The organism is Dokdonia sinensis (assembly GCF_003688895.1).
In the GTDB taxonomy this organism is placed as follows: Bacteria; Bacteroidota; Bacteroidia; order Flavobacteriales; family Flavobacteriaceae; genus Dokdonia; species Dokdonia sinensis.
The window spans coordinates 444,632-468,231 of sequence record NZ_REFV01000001.1; the positions used below are offsets into that span (position 1 = coordinate 444,632).

Below are 23,600 nucleotides of genomic sequence, written 5' to 3' on the forward strand. Positions count from 1 at the left end.
ATATTATTCGGCTATTTGTAAATGTTTTGTTGCAGTAAGGGTTGTTTCCTGCAATGATTTTTTATGGGAAGAATTACCAGTCATAATGGTAAAATCTCCTTCTTCTATCACGAAGTTGTAATCCTTATCGTAAAAGGCGAGGCTTTCTCCAGTGAGTTTGAGCTCGACAGTTTTAGTTTCGCCTGCTTTTAAACTCACACGCTTATAAGCCTTTAATTCTTTTACAGGTCTCGTAAATGAGCTTACTTTATCGCGTATATATAATTGAACAACTTCGTCGCCATCCATTTTTCCTTTATTTGTAACATCTACAGAAACAGTAATTATGTCACTCGCGTTGTCAAAAGTTAACTTAGACAAGCGTGGCGCACTCATTTCAAATGTGGTGTAGCTCAAGCCAAATCCAAAAGGATGCAATGGCACTTTTTTCTCTGTATTGTACTTATGAATGTAGGTCGTGGGCTTGTGGTTATACACCATCTGTAATTGTCCCACAGAACGAGGAATGGTTACAGGCAACTTACCCGAAGGATTTACTTCGCCGAAGATAATTTCGGCAGTCGCTTGTCCTCCGAAGCTTCCTGGCTCCCAGGTGTTGAGTACGGCTTTTGCACGTTTTTCTAATGTAGGCTCTGCGATGGGGCTACCGCTTACGTAGACTACGATTACGGGTTTTCCTAGATTAAGTATCTGATTTGCTAATTTCATCTGCTTCCCAGATAAAGCTAACGTCGCTCTGTCTACATTTTCGCCAGTAGTTTTATTTTTCCAATCGTGACGGAAGGAATTTTCTCCTAAAACTAGGATAGTAATATCTGCCTCAGTCGCTTTTTCGACAGCGGTTTTGATATCGTTGTCTTTCATCTTTTTTGAGCGGTCGCCAGAGTCAAAATAAGTAACATCATAGCCGTATTTTTCGCCCACTTTCTTGATGCCCTCGTACATCGTCACCACGTTTTCTTCGGGTTGTGGGGAAGCCCAATCTCCTAAAATGGTCTGGTTATTTGCATTAGGTCCTGTGATGAAGATTTTTTTGTTTTTGGTTACCTCGGCTCCGCTCGGTACAAGTTTCGCCAAAGGAAGTATCCCGTTATTCTTCTGCAATACGATGGCCTGTCGAGCTTGCTCAAGGGCTGTTTTTTGGTGCGCTTTCGCGAAAGCGGTCTCCTTCTGCTCCTCAAGGTCTATGAAAGGATTTTCAAAAAGGCCGAGTTTAAACTTGGTGGTAAGAATCTTTTCGCAGGCATAATTTACACGTGCCTCATCCAATTTTCCTTCCTTCACCAAAGCGACGATATACTCGTCAAATTTTGGTCCGTGCATATGCATATCCAGTCCAGCTCTCACCGAAAATAAAGAAGCCTCTTTAAAATCGCGCGCCACGTGATGCCAGTTTGCAATACGGGAAACGTCGTTCCAGTCGCTCACAAAAAAACCATCAAAGCCCCAGCGATCGCGCATCACGTCGTTCATCATATACTCATCCATATGTGCCGGCACTCCTGCCACTTCATTATGAGCTGCCATTATGGAATAAACGTTTGCCTCACGTACCGCACGGCGGTATGGAGGTAAAAACATTTCAAAAAGGGTGCGCTTAGAAACATCTGTAGGCGAAGAATTGATCCCATTTACGGACTGACTTCCAGCAATTAAATGTTTAGCACAAGCGATCACATTATCAGGTCCAAAATCGTCCGACTGTAAGCCTTTAATCGTGGCGATACCCATATTTCCTACGAGGTAAGGATCTTCACCAAAAGTTTCGCCCGTGCGACCCCACCTAGGGTCACGCAGGACGTCAATATTAGGGGTAAAAGACCAGTGGGAACCTGTTGCACGCATTTCGGCAGCGGTTTCCTGGCTTGATAATTCGATGAGGGCGTCGTTCCAAGTAGCCGCTTGTGTAATGGGGGACGGATAAATGGTAGCGCCCTCATATAAACCGTTACCGTGTATGGCGTCTATACCAATGAGTAATGGAATTTTTAAGGGAGATTGTTGTGCTAGTTTTTGAAGTTCATTTGCTTCTTCTGGAGTTACTACGTGTAAGAACGAGCCTATTTTACCTTCAGTGGTGAGTTTTGCAATATCATCACTACGCAAACCTGGGTAAAAACCTAGTGCGTCATTTTTGGCAAGTTCTTCAGGTTTAATCTTAGCTTCGGCAGCTTTCATATGCTCGAGACCAACGTATTGGCACATTTGCCATACTTTGTCCTCGAGGGTCATACGAGACATCAAATCCTTTACTCGATCTTCCACTTTCGCGGAAGCGTTCATATATAAAGGTTTTTTAGGATCTGTATCTGCAGTTTTAAATGCAGAAATAATCAATACTAAAGTGAGGAGACTTGCTCGTAAAATTATCTTTTTCTTAGTCATAGCGGTGCTTAAGAATTAGTACCCAGGGTTTTGATCTGCTGGGGTGATTGCCTGATTTCCTGATATCTCGTTAGATGGAATAGGGAGCAACATATTCTTTACACTCACAGGGTAAACAAAATCAGTATTCTCATCAAATGTAGGATGGGTATTGTGCGGTGTCACCACTTCGTCAAGGAAATACTGATACCCACGTCTTCTCGTATCAAACCAGATATGACCTTCGGCTAATAATTCGTACTGTCGCTCTCTTAAAATTCGTGTGCGGAATTCATCTTGATCCATTCCTGCAAAATCCTGAGGTTCTGTGACCTCCCCTTCCTCAGTAGTACGCGCACGTGCAAGTACTTCATTCACATACTGATATGCATTTGCAGGGCCGTTGAGTTCGTTTTCAATTTCGGCAAGCATTAAGAGTAGATCTGCATAACGGAATTTTATGAAGTTACGATTTGTAGTTGTTCCATTAAAATTAGGGTCGAAATACTTGCGTATCACGGCATAACCGTCGTTTCCAGAAGTACGCTCTGGATAAATTGTTCTTTCTGATCCGTTATTTTGTTCATAGGAGCCAAAAACAAAAGTCCCTTCAATACGAGGGTCTTCTGGGTACTGATTAACGTGCTGGTCGAACGTTTCTTTATTAGGACGAATACGTCCAAATGTTACTGTATTATCAGGAGTGAAAACACTGTTTCTAGGCGTATAAAAACGTATTACATCAGAGTTGCGCAATGCACCGTTCTGGCCGTACTGAAGTTCAAAAATTGATTCTTCTGAGTTTTCATTTGACAAGTCAAAAATCTCTGCGTAGGTTGCATTAAGACTGTAGCGACCTATAACTTTAAGTGCTTCATTTTTTGCATTTTGCCAAAACGCGGGATTACCATTATCTTCTCCAGCCATTTGCATATAAACTTTGGCTAAATATGCGTTTGCCGCATATTTTACCGGACGTCCTTCTAGGTATTCACCAAAATCTGGTAGTGTTGCAGCGGCTTTTTCAAAGTCCGAAATTATTTGTGCGTAAACTTCTGATTTAGGAGCACGTGCAACATGCAGTGTCTCATTTGTAGAAGGTTCTAATCGTAGTGGAACTTCTCCAAACCAACGCACTAAATCAAAATATGTAACCGCTCTTATAAAATATGCTTGAGCTAGTGCCGTCTCCCTGTTTTCTAATGCAACGTCTGTGTTTTCTAAATTGAGAATGATCCCGTTTGCAATATTAACCGTAGTATACATCTGGGGCCATAAACGTGTTATCCAAGTATTTACAGGAGAACAGTTAAGACTAGTCGCATCTTCACTAGCTCCTTGATTAGAAAAGAACTTCCCCGAGATGGGCATAATGAGGCCGTGCATTGAGGAACCGTGATAGCCTGGATCTGCCATACTCTGGTACAGTCCGTTTATTACAGATTCTACTCCTTGCTCCGTACTATAAATTTGTTCCTCGCTAAAAAATGTTTCTGGCGATTCATCTAGAGCATCTTCACAACTAAAAGAAGAAAATAATGCAGTAAGCGCTGCAAATGCAATGATATATTTTTTCATAATAATTAGATTAAAATGTTAAGTTGAGTGCAAAGCTGAAACGCTTCGTGTTTGGAAATGAATTCCAGTCTATTCCTACTCTTCCTGGATCGAAAGAGAAGCTATTTACCTCTGGATCAAAACCGCTGTAATCTGTAATTAACCAGAGATTTTGTCCTGATACAGAGAAGTAAGCACTATCTAATGGACTGTTATCGCCTAATGGCAATTGATAACCCAAGGTGATATTACTCAGTCTCAAGAAACTCCCATCCTCAACAATACGGTCAGTAAACCCTGTTTCATCTGCTAGGTCATATCCAACTCTAGGGAAAGTACCGTTAGGATTATCTGCGCGGTAAGCATTCTCGTAAGCCTCCGTTCTTATGTTATTACCGTTGTTGTCTGCATATCCTTCCCTTAGTAAGTTTCCGTTTGCAATGTCATTACCTTCTACACCATTAAAAAAGAAACTCAGGGACACTCCTTTGTAACTCGCTTGTGAGCCGAAACCATATGTAAAGTCTGGGTTAGGATCTCCAATAATTGTAAGGTCTGAATCTGTAATATCCCCGTCTCCGTTCTGGTCTATTATAGCAACATCTCCTAGCTGGGCAGGATTACCTCTGAAGGATGGGGCATTTGCAAGTTCTTCTTCAGAAGAAATAATACCGTCTGTGGCAAAGCCGTAAAATAAGGCTGGTGCTTCTCCTTCAATAAAAATGTTTGCGGGTGTTTTAAAGAAATTACCTCCCGAAACCTGTCTTCCTAGGAAAGCGCTATATGTTGCATTTCCGAAAGTTGCTGGTGGAATACCAAGATTTCCAATTTCGTTCCGATTCACAGATAGATTTCCAAAAACATTCCAAGTGAAGTTATCATTATCAATAATATCCGCGTTTATAGCAAATTCAATTCCTTTATTTGTTAAATCTCCTTGATTTGCAAAATAGTTCTCAAATCCTGTAGACGGACCTATCTCGACATTAAGTAGTAAGTCTGTAATCTCTTTATGATACACGTCTATAGTTCCAGTAAAGCGATCATTTAAGAATCCGAAATCGATCCCTGCATTGTACTGACTTGTTGTTTCCCAAGTAAGATCAGGATTGGCCAAGTTTGTTGGAATAATTGCGGTGAGCGGATTGTTCTCATCGTCAGAATATGGCGTTTGAGTTGGGCCATACGGAGTAAGTGTTCGATAATTAGGAATACTCTGGTTTCCTGTTAATCCCCAACCTACTCTCACTTTGAGATCTGATAAAGATTCAGACTTTCTTAAAAATTTCTCTTTATTCAGTTTCCAAGCAAATGCGACTGCTGGAAAGTGACCGAAACGCTCACCACGAGCAAATTTACTTGATCCATCTGCACGGTAGGTCGCTGTAAAAAGATACTTATTGTAGAGCGTATAATTTAAACGCCCCAGGAAAGACACGATACTTTCTTGTTGTTTATCAAAAAATGGCACCTGTTGTACTTGACCGAAAGAGATACCGTCTGCGCGTAAATCTTGATTAGGAAAATCTGATGCTTGGTTTGCTGTTCTCTTGATTGTACTTTGATCCCAAGTGGTTCCAACGGTTCCATCAAGCTTATGGTTTTTATTAAATTTTTTCTTAAACATTAAAGTATTATCGATGTTATAACGAAAACGCTCTAACGTACTAATCCCAGCTTCCCCGTTTGCCTGTCGACCACGGAAGATGTTTGTTCCGTACCAGATAGAACGTTCTTTGTTTCTAAAATCTGTTCCTATACGTGCTCTATACTTAAATACCTCTGAAATTTTATAATCTAAAGTCAAAGCTCCTAAAAGACGCAGCTCATTTGATAGATCATCGTAATCTTCGATCCAGGCTTGTGGACCATCAATAACTTCGGTAAAATCTAAGCCATCATTGTTTTCATCAAAATTTTCAAATGGCGCACCACTTATAATCTGGCGTACCAGGTTGTTGTTTGTCCCACCGAGATTATCGGTTCCTTTAGAAGCAGAATTTTCTAAATATGAAGCACCTATTTTTGTGGTGAGTTCTAGCTTTCGCGAAAGCGTATTATCCAAATTCATTGTGAAATCAGTACGCTTTGCAAATGCCCTAGGAACAATACCCTCATTTTTAAGATGTCCTCCTGCAAAATAGAATTTATTCTTTTCTCCACCGCCATAAATTGAAATCCTATTATTTGTTGTGATGGCTGTGCGATACGTGTCGTCACTCCAATCTACAGGAGTAAGCCTAGGAATCGTCTCAGAATTTGCCAGCATAAAGGCCTCGTCCATTTGAAACTCTGCATAAGTCCCATCAGGATAAACGAAGAACTTAGGGTCAAAATCTTGATTTGCTCTAACTTCATTCTGATACTGAACATAACCCGCAGTATCTAAAACGTCTATATTGTTTGTAAGCCTTCCTATTTGAACTGTTGAAGAAAAACTATACTTGGTTTCTCCCGCTTTTCCTCTCTTAGTGGTTATGATTATAACACCATTTGCGCCTCTAGATCCATAAATCGCCGTTGCCGAAGCATCTTTAAGCACCTGAATGCTTTCAATATCTTGTGGATTTATACCAGTAATTCCTCCTTGTGGCGCGAGGTAACTGCTTCCACCAGAAAGCGGATCAAACGTATCCTCTGTGGCAGAGTCTACAATCACGCCGTCTATAACGTAAAGCGGTTGTGTATTTCCAGTTAGACTATTGATCCCGCGGATACTAACACTAGATGGTGCTCCAGGCTCTGTACCATTGTTTGTTATTTGAACACCGGCGGCGCGACCTTGGAGTATCCCTTCTATATTCGGGTTTACAGCTACATTATCTCTTTTAGGATCAATTGTAGTAATGGCTCCAGTAACATCCCGCCTATTTACTTCTCCGTATCCTATTACTACAACCTGTGCAAGTTGCTCTGCATTTTCCTCTAGAACAATACTAACGGGTGTCGTAGTACTTTCTACCTTAACTTCTATAGATGTATAGCCCAGATAGCTTACCGTTAGATAGGCTGGCATCCTGCCGACATTGATTGTAAAATTACCATCAAAGTCTGTGACGACTCCGTTAGTTGTTCCATTTTCTAGAACCGAGGCACCTAGTAATGGAGTATCATTTTCATCTGTAATGGTTCCTGTGACCGTTTGCTGTGCAAATGCTATTACTGGTAGTAAGAGCAAAAGTGTGGAGAATATTTTCTTCATAGGTTGTCAAATACGTTTGTGCTAAAGTACTTGATTACCTAAATGAAGAGGTTTAAAAAACAATCACAAAGGGTTTACTAATTGTCAAAACATTAGAAATAAGCGACTTTTCTAGCTTCAGAAAATTATTTTCGCAAATAATCTTAGAAAAAATTAGCAACCTCAAAATGATTATATTCTAGTTATCTGATGATTTTTTTAAGCTCTCAATAAAGCTTGTCGGTGTCATTCCATAGAATTTTTTAAAGGAGGTGCTAAAATATTTCGGATTTGAAAAACCAGAATTATACGCGACTTCCTTGATACTCATATCACCTTTTATAAGCAGCTTTTTAGAATACTTTAATTTTGTATCAATTATAAAATCTTGGGGAGAGAGGTCTACTAAATTTTTGAGCTTCATATATAAGGAGGTGCGACTCATCCCAAAATTCTTCGAAAGATCGTGCACCGAGAAGTTACCATCAGCTATGTTTTCTATTATATTTTTCTTGAGCTTCTTTAAGAATTTACGATCCTTCTTGTTTCTAAAGTTCTGAGCGCTGTCAGCATCTCCTTCTTGAATATACTTTTTTTGAAGCTTCTTTTGGGTTTTTAGGGTGTTGACAATTTTAGCAAACAGAAAATCCATATTAATAGGCTTCTCTATGTATTCGGAAATACCACTTTTAATACTCTCTAATTTCTGGATGCTATTCTGTAACACCGTGAGCATAAATACAGGAATATGATTTAGGTTAATATCGTCTTTTAACAGCTTTGCCATTTGCATTCCATCCATTTCAGGCATTATAAGATCTGTTAGGATAATATCTGGGAAAACCTCGCTCGCAATTTTAAGTCCCTCAACGCCATTACTGGCTTCGTAAACTTGGAAGTATACACCCAAGGTATCTATCAAGTTTTCGCGCAACTCATCATTATCCTCTACAATAAGTATTTTTTTATCACTATAATCTTCCAGGTCAGTTTGCTCCGTTATACCACTTACAATGCTTTGTGCCATATCGTGTTTAGATACTCGCTCGTCGTTGCGCAAGGCAATTAGGTTCTTAAGGACGACCGTGAATGTAGTTCCTACATTCTCTTCACTTTTAAAACTGATATTTCCTCCTATTTTATCTATTATATTTTTGACCATCATCAGTCCTAGTCCCGTTCCTGGTCGCTGGCTGTTAATTACATTGCGCGCTCGATAGTATTTTTTTAAGATGTGAACCTGCTGGTCCTTAGGAATCCCTAGACCCTGATCGGCAATTTGGAACTCAAAATCTCCAGATTTTGTTTTGGAGATGTTAAGGGTTATTAAACCGCCATCTTTAGAATATTTTACCGCATTAGAAAATAGATTAAGAAAAATCTTGCGCAGCACTTCTTTGTCAAAATAGAAAGCACTTCCCGTCCAATGATTATTCACTTTGATTTCTAGACCACGTTCCTTGATCATCGGGTCAAAGTTATAGATCATTTTCTGCACCATACGATTAATACTAATTTCCGTAACATCGTTTATCACTCTGTCGGTCGAAGTAACTTTGTGAAAGTTGAGCATTTGCTCAAAAAGACCATTTACACGACCTATAGTAGTCTTTATACGCTTTCTGGTTTCCTCTCCAGAGCCGTCAATTTCATTGGCACTATTATCCAGTGAAGACATTAATATCGTGAGCGGTGTCTTTATCTCGTGCGTAATATTGTTATAAAAATCTATTTGCTCATCTGCGTTGCGCTTATTTACAATAACTTTTGTAAAATGAACAATCAGTAAAAAAATTCCAATGGCCATTAGTCCATAAATAATGAATGCCCACCAACATAGGTACCACGGTGTACTTATCTGAACTACAATCTGGCGCTCCTCACCGAACTGGTCGTACTTATTTGCCGCACGCACTTTAAAAATATATTCTCCAGACGGTAAGTTTGTATAGTTAGCCACATTCTGAACAGATGGTTCTGACCAATCGTCTTGAAAACCCTCCAATTTCCAGCTATATGTAATCCTATTTGCCGAACTATGAGAAATTCCAATAAATTTAAAAGAAATTGAATTCTCATCACTCTCGAGCTCAATGATGTCAGTCTGATTGATATGCTTACCTAGCGGTTTTGAAGTAGCCTCTACAACATCATTAAAAAGTCGAAATTCATCAAAATGTATGACCGGTGCATTCCCGCTCTCGACTATTCTATCTGGATTAAACAACGTTACTCCCTCTACTCCACCAAATGCAAATAGATTATCGCTTATTTTTTTATATGCTCCATAATTAAATTCTGTCCCTGCGAGCCCATCTTTTTCGGTAAAAACCTGAATGAGCGTGTCGTTTTCTGTAATCGATATGTGTGCAAGTCCCTTTGTTGTACTCGCCCAATAAATCCCATCCTCCTGCTTTATAATCCCTTGAACAATGTCTGACGGCATACCAGAAGCTAAATTGATTTTATGAAGCTTGTCATTTTCGGGAGCATAAAAAACTAAACCAGATCCATTTGTTCCTAAAACTATATGTCCTTTACTATCTTGTACGACACTATTAATGGTAGAGTATCGCAATGCGCTTTCAGAAGGTGATAATTGCTCAATACGTTTAAAGGTTTTCTCCTTTCCATTAATATTGAAAACTCCATTTCTTCCTACCGCCAGCATCGTACCGTCGTTAGACTCATAAAACGATTTGAGTTGCTGGATAGAGTATGTATCTACATCATTATTGGGATAAATTACTGCGAGATCCCCTGAGAGTCCTCCTACCCAAACCGCTCCTGCTGAATCTTTTTTAATCGCATAAACCTTTGAGGCAATTTCTTTTGTAGAGATATCTCTTATAGAAGTAGCTTCGAGGGAGTCTATATTTACACGATAAAGTCCGTCATTATAGGTCCCGACCCACATAAAATCACCAGCAGATTCTAAAGCAAGTACAATGTCTGGGTTAGTATTACGCTTTCGCGAAAGCGTACGTATATGCATCCAATTCCCACTATCTACATCCCAAATACTGACCCCGTTTTTTGTACCAAACCACCTTCTTCCTTTTTTATCAATAGCGATAGCTCTTGTAAAGTCAGAGACCAAACTATTAGGCTCATTTATCTCGTGCTGTACTTTTATAAACGGTAATGCGGTCGTGTCATAATAATTAATCCCACCTCCATAGGTAGCTAACCATAGAAACCCCTCTTTGCCAAAGGTCAAATCATACACTCCATTACTAGATAGTGAGTTTTTCTTGTTTTCATTATTAGTATGGTGCATCACGAGCTCATTACTCGCCGAAAACGTGAACAGCCCATCACCATCTGTCGCTACGTAAATAGCTCCGGCACTATCTGATAGGATGTCTTTAATAGGAAATCCTGATGAAACATTAATGGGCGCAGGGACTAGATTATCTAAACTACTATTAATAGTAAATAAGACCCCATCGTCTGTACCCACCCAGATTGTCCTATTTACTTTACTTAAAGAAGAAATACTCTTAGCTGTTTCCTGAGGTAGAAAAATAGACTCTATAGTATCAGTAATTGGATTAAAGAGAAACAACCCTTGTTTAGTACCTAGGATAATCATCTCGCCATAAGTTTCGACGTCTTCGATTATCAAATTATCAAGCAAACGATTAATATTAGGACTCTCTTCTGATTGAGAAACGCGCCAGAGTCCATTAAAACCAGCCACCCAGATAGTACCAGAAGCATCTTGAGTAATCGCTTTTATATTACTGGGGTTAATATCTAGCGCACTCGGAACCATTTCAAAAGCATCAAGGTCTTCATTGTACTGAGAAAGTCCCTTTTCTGAACCTGCCCAGATTCTATCCTGAGCATCTATAAATAAGGATTGATGTCTATTACCTAAAATTTCAGGAATACCATTATAGCTATTGTAAATAGTAAGATTGGCAGAATTGTAACGCAAAATACCTTCCTCAGAAGCAATCCATATATTACCTTTAGCATCTTGTTCGACAGCATAAGTGATGCTTTGAGTAGTCACGTTTTCACCTTTAAGCTGTGTAAAATCTACAGCATTCTGAGCGCGACAACATGCTGAACATAGTGCTACAACAACAATAATAATTAAGGATAATAAATATTTCACTTGCGGGGCTTCTAGCCGTCTAAATTAATAAACCTCAACTTAAAAACTAAATTTGTTACCTCATGAATACTAAAAAACCACTACAAGGTAGTTTTTTCCTACTGATTATCATGTTGTTACCTCTACTAGGTTGCAAAAACAATAATGAAAAAAAGAGTGTACGTATAGAGGACGAAATTTCATTTACGCCAACTGAATCAAAACCTGAAAATATTGAAACTCCAAAAGGAATGGTTTGGGTTCCTGGACGAACCTTTATGCAAGGAGCGATAACAGACGACCCTTATGCAATGCCTCGAGAGAGACCTGCTCATCCCGTGGTTGTAGATGGCTTTTTTATAGATGCTACAGAAGTAACAAATGCAGCGTTTTCTAAATTTGTCAATGCGACAAACTATATTACCATTGCAGAGCGTCCTATAGATTGGGAAGTGATGAAGAAAGAATTACCTGCAGGCACGCCAAAACCTCACGACTCGATCTTACAACCAGGTTCTCTTGTTTTTAATAAAGAAGTACGCGGTGTGGTAGGTATGGAAAATTATGGACAATGGTGGGCTTGGAAAATAGGTGCCAACTGGAAACAACCCTACGGTCCAGGAAGTTCTATAAAAGGACAAGACAACTATCCCGTAATACACATTGCTTACGAAGACGCTCTCGCATATTGTAATTGGGCAAATAGGAGGCTCCCCACAGAAGCCGAATGGGAACTTGCAGCTCAGGGTGCAAATAATCACGAGACCTATACTTGGGGAAATGATGCATCGCAACTAGAAGATAGAGCAAATACTTGGACAGGTAAATTCCCAACAGAAAATACTGGTGAGGACGGCTTTGAATATATTGCTCCTACAAAATCATTTGCCCCAAATTCTTTAGGTATTTACGATATGCTAGGAAATGTTTGGGAATGGACGAGCGATGTATACAATCAGAACTATTATGCTAGTTTGGACAATAATAAACCCACTATTAATCCACAAGGAGCTTTGGAATATTACAACCCACAGAATCCCTATCAGATAGAGATGGTGATGAAAGGTGGGTCATACCTATGTCACGACTCATATTGCGCGAGCTTTAGGATTTCTGCACGTATGTCTACCAGTAAAGATTCTGGATCTGATCACCTAGGGTTCAGAACGGTGGCCACGGTTAATATGCTAGAAGGTAATTAACTATAATCTATCACGTTAATAGTCTTATTTTAAAATTTACAAATCAAATACTTTTCATCCCAGTAATCAACGGCACACAAGTATCTTCAGAAATCTACTATGCAATAGTCAACAGCAATCTAAAATAATTTTGACTACTCCGTCTAAAAAGGGTTACTATCTTGACGTGCTCTATGTAAAAACCTGCATAAAAGAAAGTAAGACAGGGAACTACTCTTACCGCGACATTAGTTTCAAGATTTATGAGCGATATTGAGAGTGTTCGGAATCTTATAACGGACTTAATGTAACTCGTAAGAGTACGATTACAAAAGTAATTTTGCTTATTCTGCTCATTAATATCAATCCGTGGATGACGCCCTTTGACTTCCCGTTGGGCTTTTTGCGTTTAAAGCGCTTGGCGCATTTAAATACATGTCTAATATTCAGCGTACAAGGGAGAATAAAAAACTCAGTTCCCTAAAGCTCATATAGTTATAGAACTTTAGAGTCAAAATCACAAATATTTTGATTTTAAACTGACTAAAAATTTGTCAATTAATTTAGAATATTTATGAAAAAGGTTCAAGCAGAATATACCCACTTCTGGGTATTTCACATAAAAATGCCATGTGTTTATTTTGAGGTTTTACAAATCGCACCTTAAAATCTCTCTCAAAATGATTGCAACAACAATACGACTAACCCTTATTTTTTTATGTTTCGCTGCAAACTCCATACAAGCTCAAACCTTTGAGCGTATACAAGCCCCACCACCTTTTCCCCAAATTACTAATGAATTCAGTTCTAATTTTTCGGGAACGATCAATGCTTTTGATGCAGATAATGATGGTGATGAAGACGTCTTTATTACTGGATCGATGGATAATGGCGATAGGATTGCAGAGCTTCATCTCAACGATGGAATAGGAAACTATGTTATTCAGGAAATGACAATATTTGAAGGTATCTCAACGAGCGCTGTTGCTATTGCTGATGTTGATGGAGATAATGACCTAGACATAATAGCTACTGGCTTGAATTCTTCATTTATGCCAAGCACTAAACTCTATCTTAATGACGGTATGGGTTCATTTACTGAAGACTCTCAAAATTCAATAGATCCGGTTCGATCTGGCTCGGTTAATTTTTTTGATATTGACGGTGATGGAGATCAGGATATTTTAATAACAGGGCTTTCAAGTGGGGGCAATATCTCAAAAATCTATTCGAATAACGGTACTGGAATATTTACCGAGTTAAGCACTAGCAGTTTAGAAAGTGTAATACTTGGCTCTGTGGATGTTGCAGATGTAGACGGTGACAATGACATTGATTTTGTCTTAAGTGGAAGGAATGCTGCATCACAAGCCATCACAAAGCTTTATAAAAATAATGGAGTTGGTGTCTTTACAGAAGATGTAACAAACCCATTAGTAGGAGCAAAAGAGGGAGATATTAAATTTATTGATATTAATAATACTGGTATTCCAAGCCTATATATAAATGGAGCTGATAATGATGATGATCCTCTTAACATCCTTTATGACAACGATGGTTTCGGAAATTTTACCCCATCAAGCACACAGCCGTTTAATCTTCAAATTGAAATTAACTCATTAGCAATGGCAGATGTAAATGGAGACAACTTAGTAGATGTTCTTACTACAGGAACAAGATTTGGAATAACTAGTTTAGTCTCTCTTTATTTGAATGATGGTGCAGGAGGGTTTACAGAGGATACTACTAACCAGTTTATAGGAGCAAGTGATGGTGATATCACATTTTCAGATATTGATGATGATGGAGATCAAGATTTTTTAATAAGTGGTCGTGCTTCTAGATCGCCTATCTCGACGATCTATGTAAATGATAGTACTGCAAGCTTTATTGAGGCTTCGCAATCTACTTTTCCAACTATCAAAGGTAATGTAGAAGTAGCTATTTTTAAGGATATTGATAACGACTCAGATGAAGACCTTTATGTAATGAGTGGTCGGCAATCTAAGTTATTTTTCAACGACGGGACTGGCGAATTTTCCGAAGCTGTAGGGACAACCATTAGAGGTTTACTCTTAAGTGCAGCTGCCTTTGCAGATGTAGATGGTGACCTCGACCAAGACCTTATCATTTCAGGATCTACTGATCCAAATGCTCTTAATAGATTTACGGAGTTGTATATAAATGACGGCTTGGGAAATTATACTCTTAACACGAGTAACTCTTTCCCAAACATCGCTAGAAGTGCCGTTGCTTTTGGAGATATAGATGGTGACTTAGATCAAGACCTCATAATTTCTGGAACTGAAAGGCTTCCTGGTCAATCCACCCAAATTATATTAAGCCTTTTTAAAAATGATGGTAATGGAATATTTACGGAAGTATCAGGAACCCCTATAGTGCCAGTAAGCCAGGGTAAGATTGATTTTGCAGATTTTGACGGTGATACAGATTTAGACCTTTTAATTACGGGAAACACAGCTATAACAGGGTCTCTAGTAAGAGAAACACATATCTATACAAATGACGGAACAGGTAATTTTTCTGACACGATTAATCCAGCTTTTGAAGGCATCCAGGGCTATCAAGCCGTGGGTGACCTAGATGGAGATCTCGATTTAGATGTTATACTTACCGGTTTAAACTCTTCACGTGAGGCCATTTCAGAGATATATTTGAATGATGGTAGTGCACTATTTTCTCAAATTACCCCCTCTCCATTTTCAGATGTATCTCGTGGTCCAGCTATAGGAGATGTCGACAGTAATGGTACAAATGATATCATTATTTCATTTGCTACTAGTGATGGAGAGTTTGTTGATATACTATTAAATGATGGCAATGCTAACTTTGTACCAGTTCCTGAAAGACAGTTTGTAGGAGCAATAAATGGAGTCAACTTAGTCGAAGACATCGACAACGATAATGACTTAGACGTTTTCATTTCTGGATTTAACAACAATAGTGGAGAAATAGTCAATCTATACAGAAATACAACACTATTAAACACTGCACCTACGGCAAGCTGTAAAAATATTACAGCTCAATTGGACAGCAATGGTCTAATTACTATTTTACCAGAAGATGTAGACGATGGAAGCTCAGACGCCGAAGGAACCGTGACTTTATCATTGGATATTACAGATTTTACGTGCTCAGATATAGGAACCCCTATAACAGTTACCTTAACAGTGGAAGACCAGGAAGGTCTTACAGATAGTTGCACAGCAACAGTAACGGTACAGGATAATGTCGCCCCAACAGCGATATGCAGCAACATTACCGTACAACTAGACGACACGGGCAATGCCTCCATAACAGCAGCAGATATAGACAACGGAAGCAATGATGCCTGCGGAATAGACTCCATAGCAATAGACACAACAAGCTTTACCTGTGCAGATGTGGGTGACAATACAGTCACACTCACCGTTACAGATAACAATGGCAACGTTGCAGACTGTATGGCAACAGTCACCGTAGAGGATAATGTCGCCCCAACAGCAATATGCAGCAACATTACCGTGCAATTAGATGACACGGGCAATGCCACCATAACGGCAGCACAGATAGACAACGGAAGTAATGACGCCTGCGGAATAGACTCCATAGCAATAGATACAACAAGCTTTACCTGTGCAGATGTGGGTGACAATACAGTCACACTCACCGTTACAGATAACAACGGGAACGTTGCAGACTGTATGGCAACAGTCACCGTGGAGGATAATGTCGCCCCAACAGCGATATGCAGCAACATTACCGTGCAATTAGATGACACGGGCAATGCCACCATAACGGCAGCACAGATAGACAACGGAAGTAATGACGCCTGCGGAATAGACTCCATAGCAATAGACACAACAAGCTTTACCTGTGCAGATGTGGGTGACAATACAGTCACACTCACCGTTACAGATAACAATGGCAACGTTGCAGACTGTATGGCAACAGTCACCGTAGAGGATAATGTCGCCCCAACAGCGATATGCAGCAACATTACCGTACAACTAGATAACACGGGCAACGCCACCATAACAGCAGCACAGATAGACAACGGAAGTAATGACGCCTGCGGAATAGACACCATAGCAATAGACACAACAAGCTTTACCTGTGCAGATGTGGGTGACAATACAGTCATACTCACCGTTACAGATAACAACGGGAACGTTGCAGATTGTATGGCAACCGTAACCGTAGAGGACAATGTCGCCCCAACAGCAATATGCAGCAACATTACCGTACAACTAAATGACACGGGCAATGCCACCATAACGGCAGCACAGATAGACAACGGAAGTAATGACGCCTGCGGAATAAACACCATAGCAATAGACACAACAAGCTTTACCTGTGCAGATGTGGGTGACAATACAGTCACACTCACCGTTACAGATAACAATGGCAACGTTGCAGATTGTATGGCAACCGTAACGGTACAGGACAATGTCGCCCCAACAGCAATATGCAGCAACATAACCGTTCAGCTAGACGACACGGGCAACGCCACCATAACAGCAGCAGATGTAGACAACGGAAGCAATGATGCCTGTGGAATAGACTCCATAGCAATAGACACAACAAGCTTTACCTGTGCAGATGTGGGTGACAATACAGTCACACTCACAATTACAGATAACAACGGCAACGTTGCAGATTGTGTGGCAGTTGTCACAATTCTAGGAGAAGATCCAATTACAATAGTTTCTGGTCCAACAGATATTTTTACTGGTACTGGGCCAAATGATAATAACTGTAGTTCTCTTGTTGTTTATGATGAAGTGACCATAGACAGTTTCGTAATAGAAAACAATTGTGGATCTGCAACAATTTCATCGGTAACTCAATCTGGCGGTCTTGGAAGTGGCTCAATGTTTCCAGTAGGAACAACAACCGAAGAATTCACCTTGACAGACTCAAATGGTAACACAACAATCTACACATTTGAAATAACGATTACAGACACAAGCCTCCCTACTTTAGAATGTCCAGAGCAGGATTTAGTAGCAATGATGAATGACGAAGGTGTATATCTCGTTGAAGATTTTTCAATTTTTGCGTCAGATAATTGTTCGCAAGGCGACAACTTAGAAGTGATTCAGACACCAGCGCAAGGTACTGTCGTTAATGAAAACGGTATTATCGAGGTGGACCTTATCGTTTTTGATGAGGCTGGTAACACTACTACCTGCACATTTAATGTTATTGTAGACGATTTATTAGGACTTGAGAGTTCTGTGATATCGCCAGAAATTACAGTCTATCCTAATCCAACTTTAAATCTAGTGACAGTTGAAGCCAGTGTAGTAATTGACAATATTTCTGTTTTTGATTTACGAGGCAGAGAGTTAATACAATTAGAGTCTTCAACATTAAAAAGTATTCTCGATTTATCTTCTTTATCAACCGGAGCATATTTAATCAAGATACAATCAGGGTCACATAGTACTATTAAACGTGTAATCAAGCAATAGAGATGATTACGCTTTCGCGAAAGCGTGTAAATAAATACCAAGAAGCCATCTATCAGTAGATGGCTTCTTGTTTTATAATATGAATTGTACTTAAAAAAATCGTGATAATTAGTTGACCGATTTTACTATCTACCTCATTCACGCTAAAGGTTCACTACCTTTACCATCGCTATGAAAAAACCCACTTCAAAAAAAATAAGTCAAGTCACTATCCTTAGCGCCTTTAAAACCATAATCTGGCCCAGAAGGAATTTGGTATTTATAGGGCTATTGCTCATTGTTTTAAGCAGGCTGGCAAGTCTAGTATTGCCTTGGAAATCTAAGGAACTGCTTGATGTTATTATTCCGAACAAGGATATCTCGTTGCTTTATGACTTACTTTGGCTAGTAGGGATTGCTATACTCGTACAAGCCATTACCTCATTTTTACTTACAAGAATTTTAAGTGTACAAGCTCAATTTCTCATCTCTGAGCTTCGCGCTCAAGTACAGAAAAAGGTGCTTTCTCTTCCTATAAGCTTTTTTGACAATACTAAATCGGGTGCATTAGTTTCAAGAATTATGAGCGATGTTGAGGGTGTTCGGAATTTGATAGGAACGGGATTAGTGCAACTCGTAGGCGGTACGATTACAGCAGTAATTTCGCTTATTCTGCTCATAAACATCAATCCGTGGATGACGCTATTTGTCCTTCTTCCCGTTGGGCTTTTTGGGTTTATTGCACTAAAAGCGTTTAAATACATCCGCCCTATATTTCGAGCCCGAGGAAAGATAAATGCAGAGGTTCAAGGAAGACTCACCGAAACGCTAGCTGGCGTCCGCGTCATAAAAGCTTTTAACGCCGAAGAGCAAGAAAATAAAGTGTTTGAAGAAGGTGTGGACCGTCTTTTTCAAAATGTAAAAAAGAGTCTAACAGCTACTGCCGCAATGACGAGCTCCTCGACATTCTTATTAGGGCTAGCCTCACTTGGGATTATGGGAATAGGTGGTTACTTTATGATTGAAGGATCTATGACCACTGGGGATTTTTTATCCTTTACATTACTTCTGGGCTTTATGATTGCGCCTATAGTACAAATGAGTAATATAGGTAGCCAACTCACAGAAGCCCTTGCAGGTCTAGACCGCACAGAAGAGCTTATGAATATGACACCAGAAGAAGACCTGGCACATCGTACGACAGTTTTAGAAGAAGTTAAGGGGAATGTGAAATTTGAAAATGTTTCTTTTTCCTATGAAGAGGGCAAAGAGGTGCTTCACAATATTAGTTTTGAAATGAAACCAGGACAAGTATTTGCACTTGTAGGTAGCTCAGGTTCTGGAAAGTCCACCATTGCAGGTCTTGCTGCGACATTTTTAAATCCCAACAAAGGTGTTGTCTCTGTAGACGGTCAAGATTTATCTACCGTAAAACTGAGCAGTTATCGCCGTAACCTAGGCGTTGTATTACAGGACGAATTTCTATTTGAAGGCTCAATAAGAGACAATATTCTATTCCCTAGACCCAATGCGAGCGAGGAGGAACTACTCAACGCCGTTAAGGCTGGTTATGTAAACGAGTTCACAGACCGCTTTGAGGATGGGCTGGATACATTAATTGGTGAGCGCGGTGTAAAACTTTCTGGAGGACAGCGCCAGCGTATTTCTATTGCCAGAGCTATTCTAGCAAATCCTAAAATCATAATTCTGGACGAGGCAACCTCAAACCTGGACACCGAGAGCGAAGCGCTTATCCAGAAATCACTCAATGAGCTCATAAAGGATAGAACGACCCTCATCATTGCCCACCGTTTAAGTACCATTCAGAAAGCAGACCAGATTCTGGTCATTGAAAGTGGCAACATTGTAGAGCGTGGCAATCACGCAACACTTCTTGCAAAAGAAGGTAGATATCACGATCTGTATACCTATCAAGCAAAAATTTAAGTTACTATTGAGATGGAGTTATAGGGGTATAATTACGCTTTCGCGAAAGCGTAAAAATTATCTACCAACTACTAAAATCTGAAACCTGCACTCACAATCAATCTACTATCTTCACTACTTGTGTAGTATCCTATGTTTGCAGTGATCGCTTTGAAACCATTAATAAAAACGGAGCCACCATATCCATTGTGCCATTTCTCTGAAGAGTCATTTTCTGTCCAAACGCGGCCGTAATCAAAGCCCGCAGTAACCCCCAAACGCAGTGGCACATATCCCGTCCTGAACTGAGCTATGCCTACACGAAGATCTGTACTTTGAAAAAATGAACTTTTCCCCTGGAATCTATCATTGCGCAACGCTCTAATACTTGTATTACCACCTATCATCGCAGCGTGGTAAAACTCATACTTGTCTCCTATATTGAACTGCGCCTGAGCCTTTGTAGCAAGTGTCGCCACGCCACTCACGTGTATAGGATATACAAGTGAGATCATAGGTTTTACATAAGCAAATTCATTGTCAAAATCTTCATTAATACTTTGCTTGTATCCAGCGCGAAGTCCCAAAGCCATTCCCCTTCTAGGAAGGCTTATCAACGTTCGCTTGTTATTATACTCCACTCCCACCTCACCACCTAGATACATTTGATTCTCAAAAACATCATCTGCAGGTGCAAAAAACTGCTGTGCAAAGCCATTGTCTGTATCTCCAACCTCGAATGAAGATATACTGGTCTGGATATAACCTGTAAAGTCTTGATGTTTTTTAAATACAAGCGATGGTGCGACGTGCCATTGCTTGATTTTTGTTCTATTAAAATCTAGATCTACAGCATCATTATCGTACGTTGTTTCGTTGCCTATTCCGAAAAAGTTAATTGCATAATTATCTGATGTATATCTTCCATCTAAAACAAGATTCCAGTTGTAAAATATATGTGCAAACTCTCCACGGTACTTAAATTCTAGACCTTGAGTGGCCGCATAATAATTTACGCCGATACTATGCTCTGTGGTAAATGGATTGCGCAATAAACTGTACGTAGTAAAAGTGTTTACGATTCCTGCATTAAAACCACTATCTCTATCAAAACCTGCACTGGGCAGTATGACGTTTGTAGTATATTTAGTTTTCTTAGGATCATAATTATTGATCTCGTATGCATCTGTTAGCCTTTTAGACCCAACATTTTTAAATGTGTTCTTTTTTGATTTGTAATCGTAAATTGTTGTGTTCCTTGCATTTTCAAAGTCATAGACATCATTCTCTTCTCCTCCAAAAATCTTAAGTCTTATTGGGCTATTTCCATCGCCCTTTATAGTGATTGTATCATCTCCATCAAGAGTATATAGCCATATTTCTTTAGTTGTCTTTCGGTCATAGGTATTGGATAGTATCACGGTATCATCTTCTTTTATCAAGACTGAGGTCTTTCCATCTTCTTGCCTCATAATTTCAACTGTGTTATCCTTTGACGTACCTACAATAATTTCGTGCTTTTTAAAATATTCGAAATAATCTTGAGCCAAATCAGTAAGCTTATCACGTCGTATTTTTAAATTTTCCTTTATTTCGTTGATGCTTTCATCTTGTGTATCTGCAAGTAAAGTGTCAAACGCATTATCTATCACCTCGTCTGTGAGGTTGTTTTGGATATAAGTTGCTTGTGATTTCCAGGTTTCCCAATCTGCAGAATTTATAAAGCTTTGATCCAAGTAAAAACCTGCGTGATTGAGCCACTTTACATTAGGCTCGGTATTACTGTAGCTTTGCATATTCCTTGTTATAGGTGCAGCAAGTTTCATAATAGCTGGAAACACGCCATCGTATTTTGGGAAGGCGTTATCTCTATCTCTTGGGATGGGTTTGTATAATTTCGTCCCGTCATCTTGCGTATGAAGCGCCCATCGCCATTGATCTGCGTGGCGATCCCAATCTCCTACGAGCATATCAAATAAACGTGCTTTGATATATGCTTCCTCATCTATACGAGTATCCTTATCTTCTTGTAATTCAATAAGAAAATCTGAAGTACTTATTATATCTTCTGGACTACCAAAAGTTTCAAAGGCCTTGTTCTCATCGCCTACGTGCTCCTCCAGCATATATAGTTTATCGCCATACGACTCATTAAAGCGCCCTAATTCTTTTTGTTTAGGTACGTAATAGATTTTAGGATTTGCGTGAGGTATATCTAACGCATCCATAAGCGATGCAGTGGCAAATGGCGCATAGGGATGAGCTGTAGTGTAGTAATCTTGTACTATATCTTCGGCAACGGTATTGCGCATTAACTCCATTACATAATGATCTGCAATAGATGATTGAATAAAGCGCACTGCGCTTTTACGCAATTCGCGTAAACTATATTCGTGTTCATTGTCGTCTATAAGCCTTAATGTTCTGGACTGATTACCACCTCCAGAGGTAATAGCGCGTACATTATCAGGAAGGTTTTCGAGGAGTAATACTGGAGCCTCAATTTCTTTACTATATAACTGGCGATGGTGATCGCCCCAAAACCACTTATAAATTCCAGATTTATCTGTTTCCTCTTTGGTGTAAATGGATGCTTTATGTGTCTTTCCTAAATCGCTATTACCATCAAAACTATAATCGCTTGCATCTCCTTTTTTAAGTTTAATATCCTTAGAAAACGCCAAGCTACTTTCCCCATTACTGACGGTATATATCATCACGTTCGAACTACCATCTTTATAAACATTGAGTTTAGCATAACCCGGCTCACCTGTCCCGAAGTCTCCTTTCTTAATTTTTGGACGTACGCTGTTAGTTCTTCCTATTGATCCACTTATAATTTGAGGTATCCCATCATCCAGTAAAAACTGTAAATTCTTATCACCACCAGACACAAAAATCACATCCTCAAACTGACTTGCAAGTGTTTCCAGTTGCCCTACAAAGTACTGCATATCGTTATGGTAGTAGGATTGATCTGAAAAACCTCCCATTCTCCCAAAGAAACCCTGACGGGTGCTTGTGAGTACAGGATGATGCACCGCAACAATAATCGTCTTATTCTGCTCATCTTTTAACTCGTCCTTGAAGGCGGCCATAAATTGAGCCCGAGTTTTTATCTCGCAATCATTATTGATGTATGGGTAATTATCCCAATCTTCTAAGTACCATTGAGAATCGACCATAACAAGTTCTACCTCGTCGCTTAGCGTCTCACGCTCAATGGGGCAACCGTCGTTAGGCCAAAATTTACCCTTAGAATTGTCTTGAAGAAAAGACTCTAAATCATCTATATTTTTATGTCCTCCTTTATTCCACTCATTCTTCCCAGGAATAAAAATGATATCACCGTTAAAATCCTTTAGAGGGTCTAAAAGTCGTTTCCTTAAGAAAGCTTCCTCTGCGAGTCTTTTATCCCCTTTCTTAGGATATCCTTGCTCGCTGGTATTATTACCCAATGATAAAAAAACGGGCTCTTCATCTTCTTGAGATGCGGTTACTATTGCTTTTAGGACGGAATCAGTATGGTCACTGCCTGCACTTCCCACATTGGCAGTGAGATATATGGATCGTGAAATTTCCTTAGCTACTTCTTGTGCAGAAAGTTCCGTTATAAAACAGAAAAATAAAGAGAGCGCTGAGATTGTAAAAAAGGTGATGTTATTCGTTGGTCGTAATTTTGTTGTCATATGATGAGTCTGTACTGACAAAACTCTTAAAAGTATCTGTAGTAGTACTGCGCATTAACAATAATATATACTTTATGATCGGCAGATGATGACCTTCTTAGCGATAACTAAGTGCGGTGAGTTTCAATAGTATCCAGACGA

8 protein-coding genes are annotated in these 23,600 nt (G+C 39.5%); 3 read left to right on the forward strand and 5 right to left on the reverse strand.

What is annotated here, in order from left to right; translation table 11 throughout:
* Positions 1–3: 3 nt before the first annotated feature.
* The 4 genes from EAX61_RS01930 to EAX61_RS01945 form a co-directional block, all read right to left on the reverse strand.
* Complete coding sequence (locus EAX61_RS01930; protein WP_121915957.1) at positions 4–2,385, reverse strand: glycoside hydrolase family 3 N-terminal domain-containing protein; 2,382 nt, start codon at positions 2,383–2,385, stop codon at positions 4–6.
* Between the two features lie 15 nt (positions 2,386–2,400).
* A complete protein-coding gene (locus tag EAX61_RS01935; RefSeq protein WP_121915958.1) occupies positions 2,401–3,942 on the reverse strand; it encodes a RagB/SusD family nutrient uptake outer membrane protein in 1,542 nt (513 codons plus the stop codon).
* Positions 3,943–3,952: 10 nt separating this feature from the next.
* Positions 3,953–7,123: a SusC/RagA family TonB-linked outer membrane protein gene (locus EAX61_RS01940; protein WP_121915959.1), complete on the reverse strand. Its 3,171-nt coding sequence runs from the start codon at positions 7,121–7,123 to the stop codon at positions 3,953–3,955.
* Between the two features lie 178 nt (positions 7,124–7,301).
* Complete coding sequence (locus EAX61_RS01945; protein WP_121915960.1) at positions 7,302–11,228, reverse strand: hybrid sensor histidine kinase/response regulator transcription factor; 3,927 nt, start codon at positions 11,226–11,228, stop codon at positions 7,302–7,304.
* A gap of 62 nt (positions 11,229–11,290) precedes the next feature.
* Here EAX61_RS01945 and EAX61_RS01950 point away from each other — a divergent pair, with 62 nt between their 5' ends.
* The 3 genes from EAX61_RS01950 (at position 11,291) to EAX61_RS01960 (ending at position 19,791) form a co-directional block, all read left to right on the forward strand.
* Positions 11,291–12,409 carry a formylglycine-generating enzyme family protein gene (locus EAX61_RS01950; RefSeq protein ID WP_121915961.1) on the forward strand — a complete coding sequence of 373 codons (1,119 nt, stop codon included), beginning with the start codon at positions 11,291–11,293 and terminating at the stop codon, positions 12,407–12,409.
* A 659-nt stretch (positions 12,410–13,068) separates the two neighbouring features.
* Complete coding sequence (locus EAX61_RS01955; RefSeq protein ID WP_121915962.1) at positions 13,069–17,865, forward strand: T9SS type A sorting domain-containing protein; 4,797 nt, start codon at positions 13,069–13,071, stop codon at positions 17,863–17,865.
* 171 nt (positions 17,866–18,036) lie between these two features.
* Positions 18,037–19,791: an ABC transporter ATP-binding protein gene (locus EAX61_RS01960; RefSeq protein ID WP_121915963.1), complete on the forward strand. Its 1,755-nt coding sequence runs from the start codon at positions 18,037–18,039 to the stop codon at positions 19,789–19,791.
* Positions 19,792–19,862: 71 nt separating this feature from the next.
* Here EAX61_RS01960 and EAX61_RS01965 read toward each other — a convergent pair whose 3' ends face one another.
* Positions 19,863–23,459 carry a metallophosphatase gene (locus tag EAX61_RS01965; protein ID WP_121915964.1) on the reverse strand — a complete coding sequence of 1,199 codons (3,597 nt, stop codon included), beginning with the start codon at positions 23,457–23,459 and terminating at the stop codon, positions 19,863–19,865.
* Between the last annotated feature and the right edge of the window lie 141 nt (positions 23,460–23,600).

What these genes read in the sequence shown, in the direction of transcription:
- EAX61_RS01940 (WP_121915959.1), bottom strand. Translation starts at nt 7,123, where the DNA reads ATGAAGAAAATATTCTCCACACTTTTGCTCTTACTACCAGTAATAGCA.
- EAX61_RS01935 (WP_121915958.1), bottom strand. Translation starts at nt 3,942, where the DNA reads ATGAAAAAATATATCATTGCATTTGCAGCGCTTACTGCATTATTTTCT.
- EAX61_RS01960 (WP_121915963.1), top strand. Translation starts at nt 18,037, where the DNA reads ATGAAAAAACCCACTTCAAAAAAAATAAGTCAAGTCACTATCCTTAGC.
- EAX61_RS01930 (WP_121915957.1), bottom strand. Translation starts at nt 2,385, where the DNA reads ATGACTAAGAAAAAGATAATTTTACGAGCAAGTCTCCTCACTTTAGTA.
- EAX61_RS01955 (WP_121915962.1), top strand. Translation starts at nt 13,069, where the DNA reads ATGATTGCAACAACAATACGACTAACCCTTATTTTTTTATGTTTCGCT.
- EAX61_RS01950 (WP_121915961.1), top strand. Translation starts at nt 11,291, where the DNA reads ATGAATACTAAAAAACCACTACAAGGTAGTTTTTTCCTACTGATTATC.
- EAX61_RS01965 (WP_121915964.1), bottom strand. Translation starts at nt 23,459, where the DNA reads ATGACAACAAAATTACGACCAACGAATAACATCACCTTTTTTACAATC.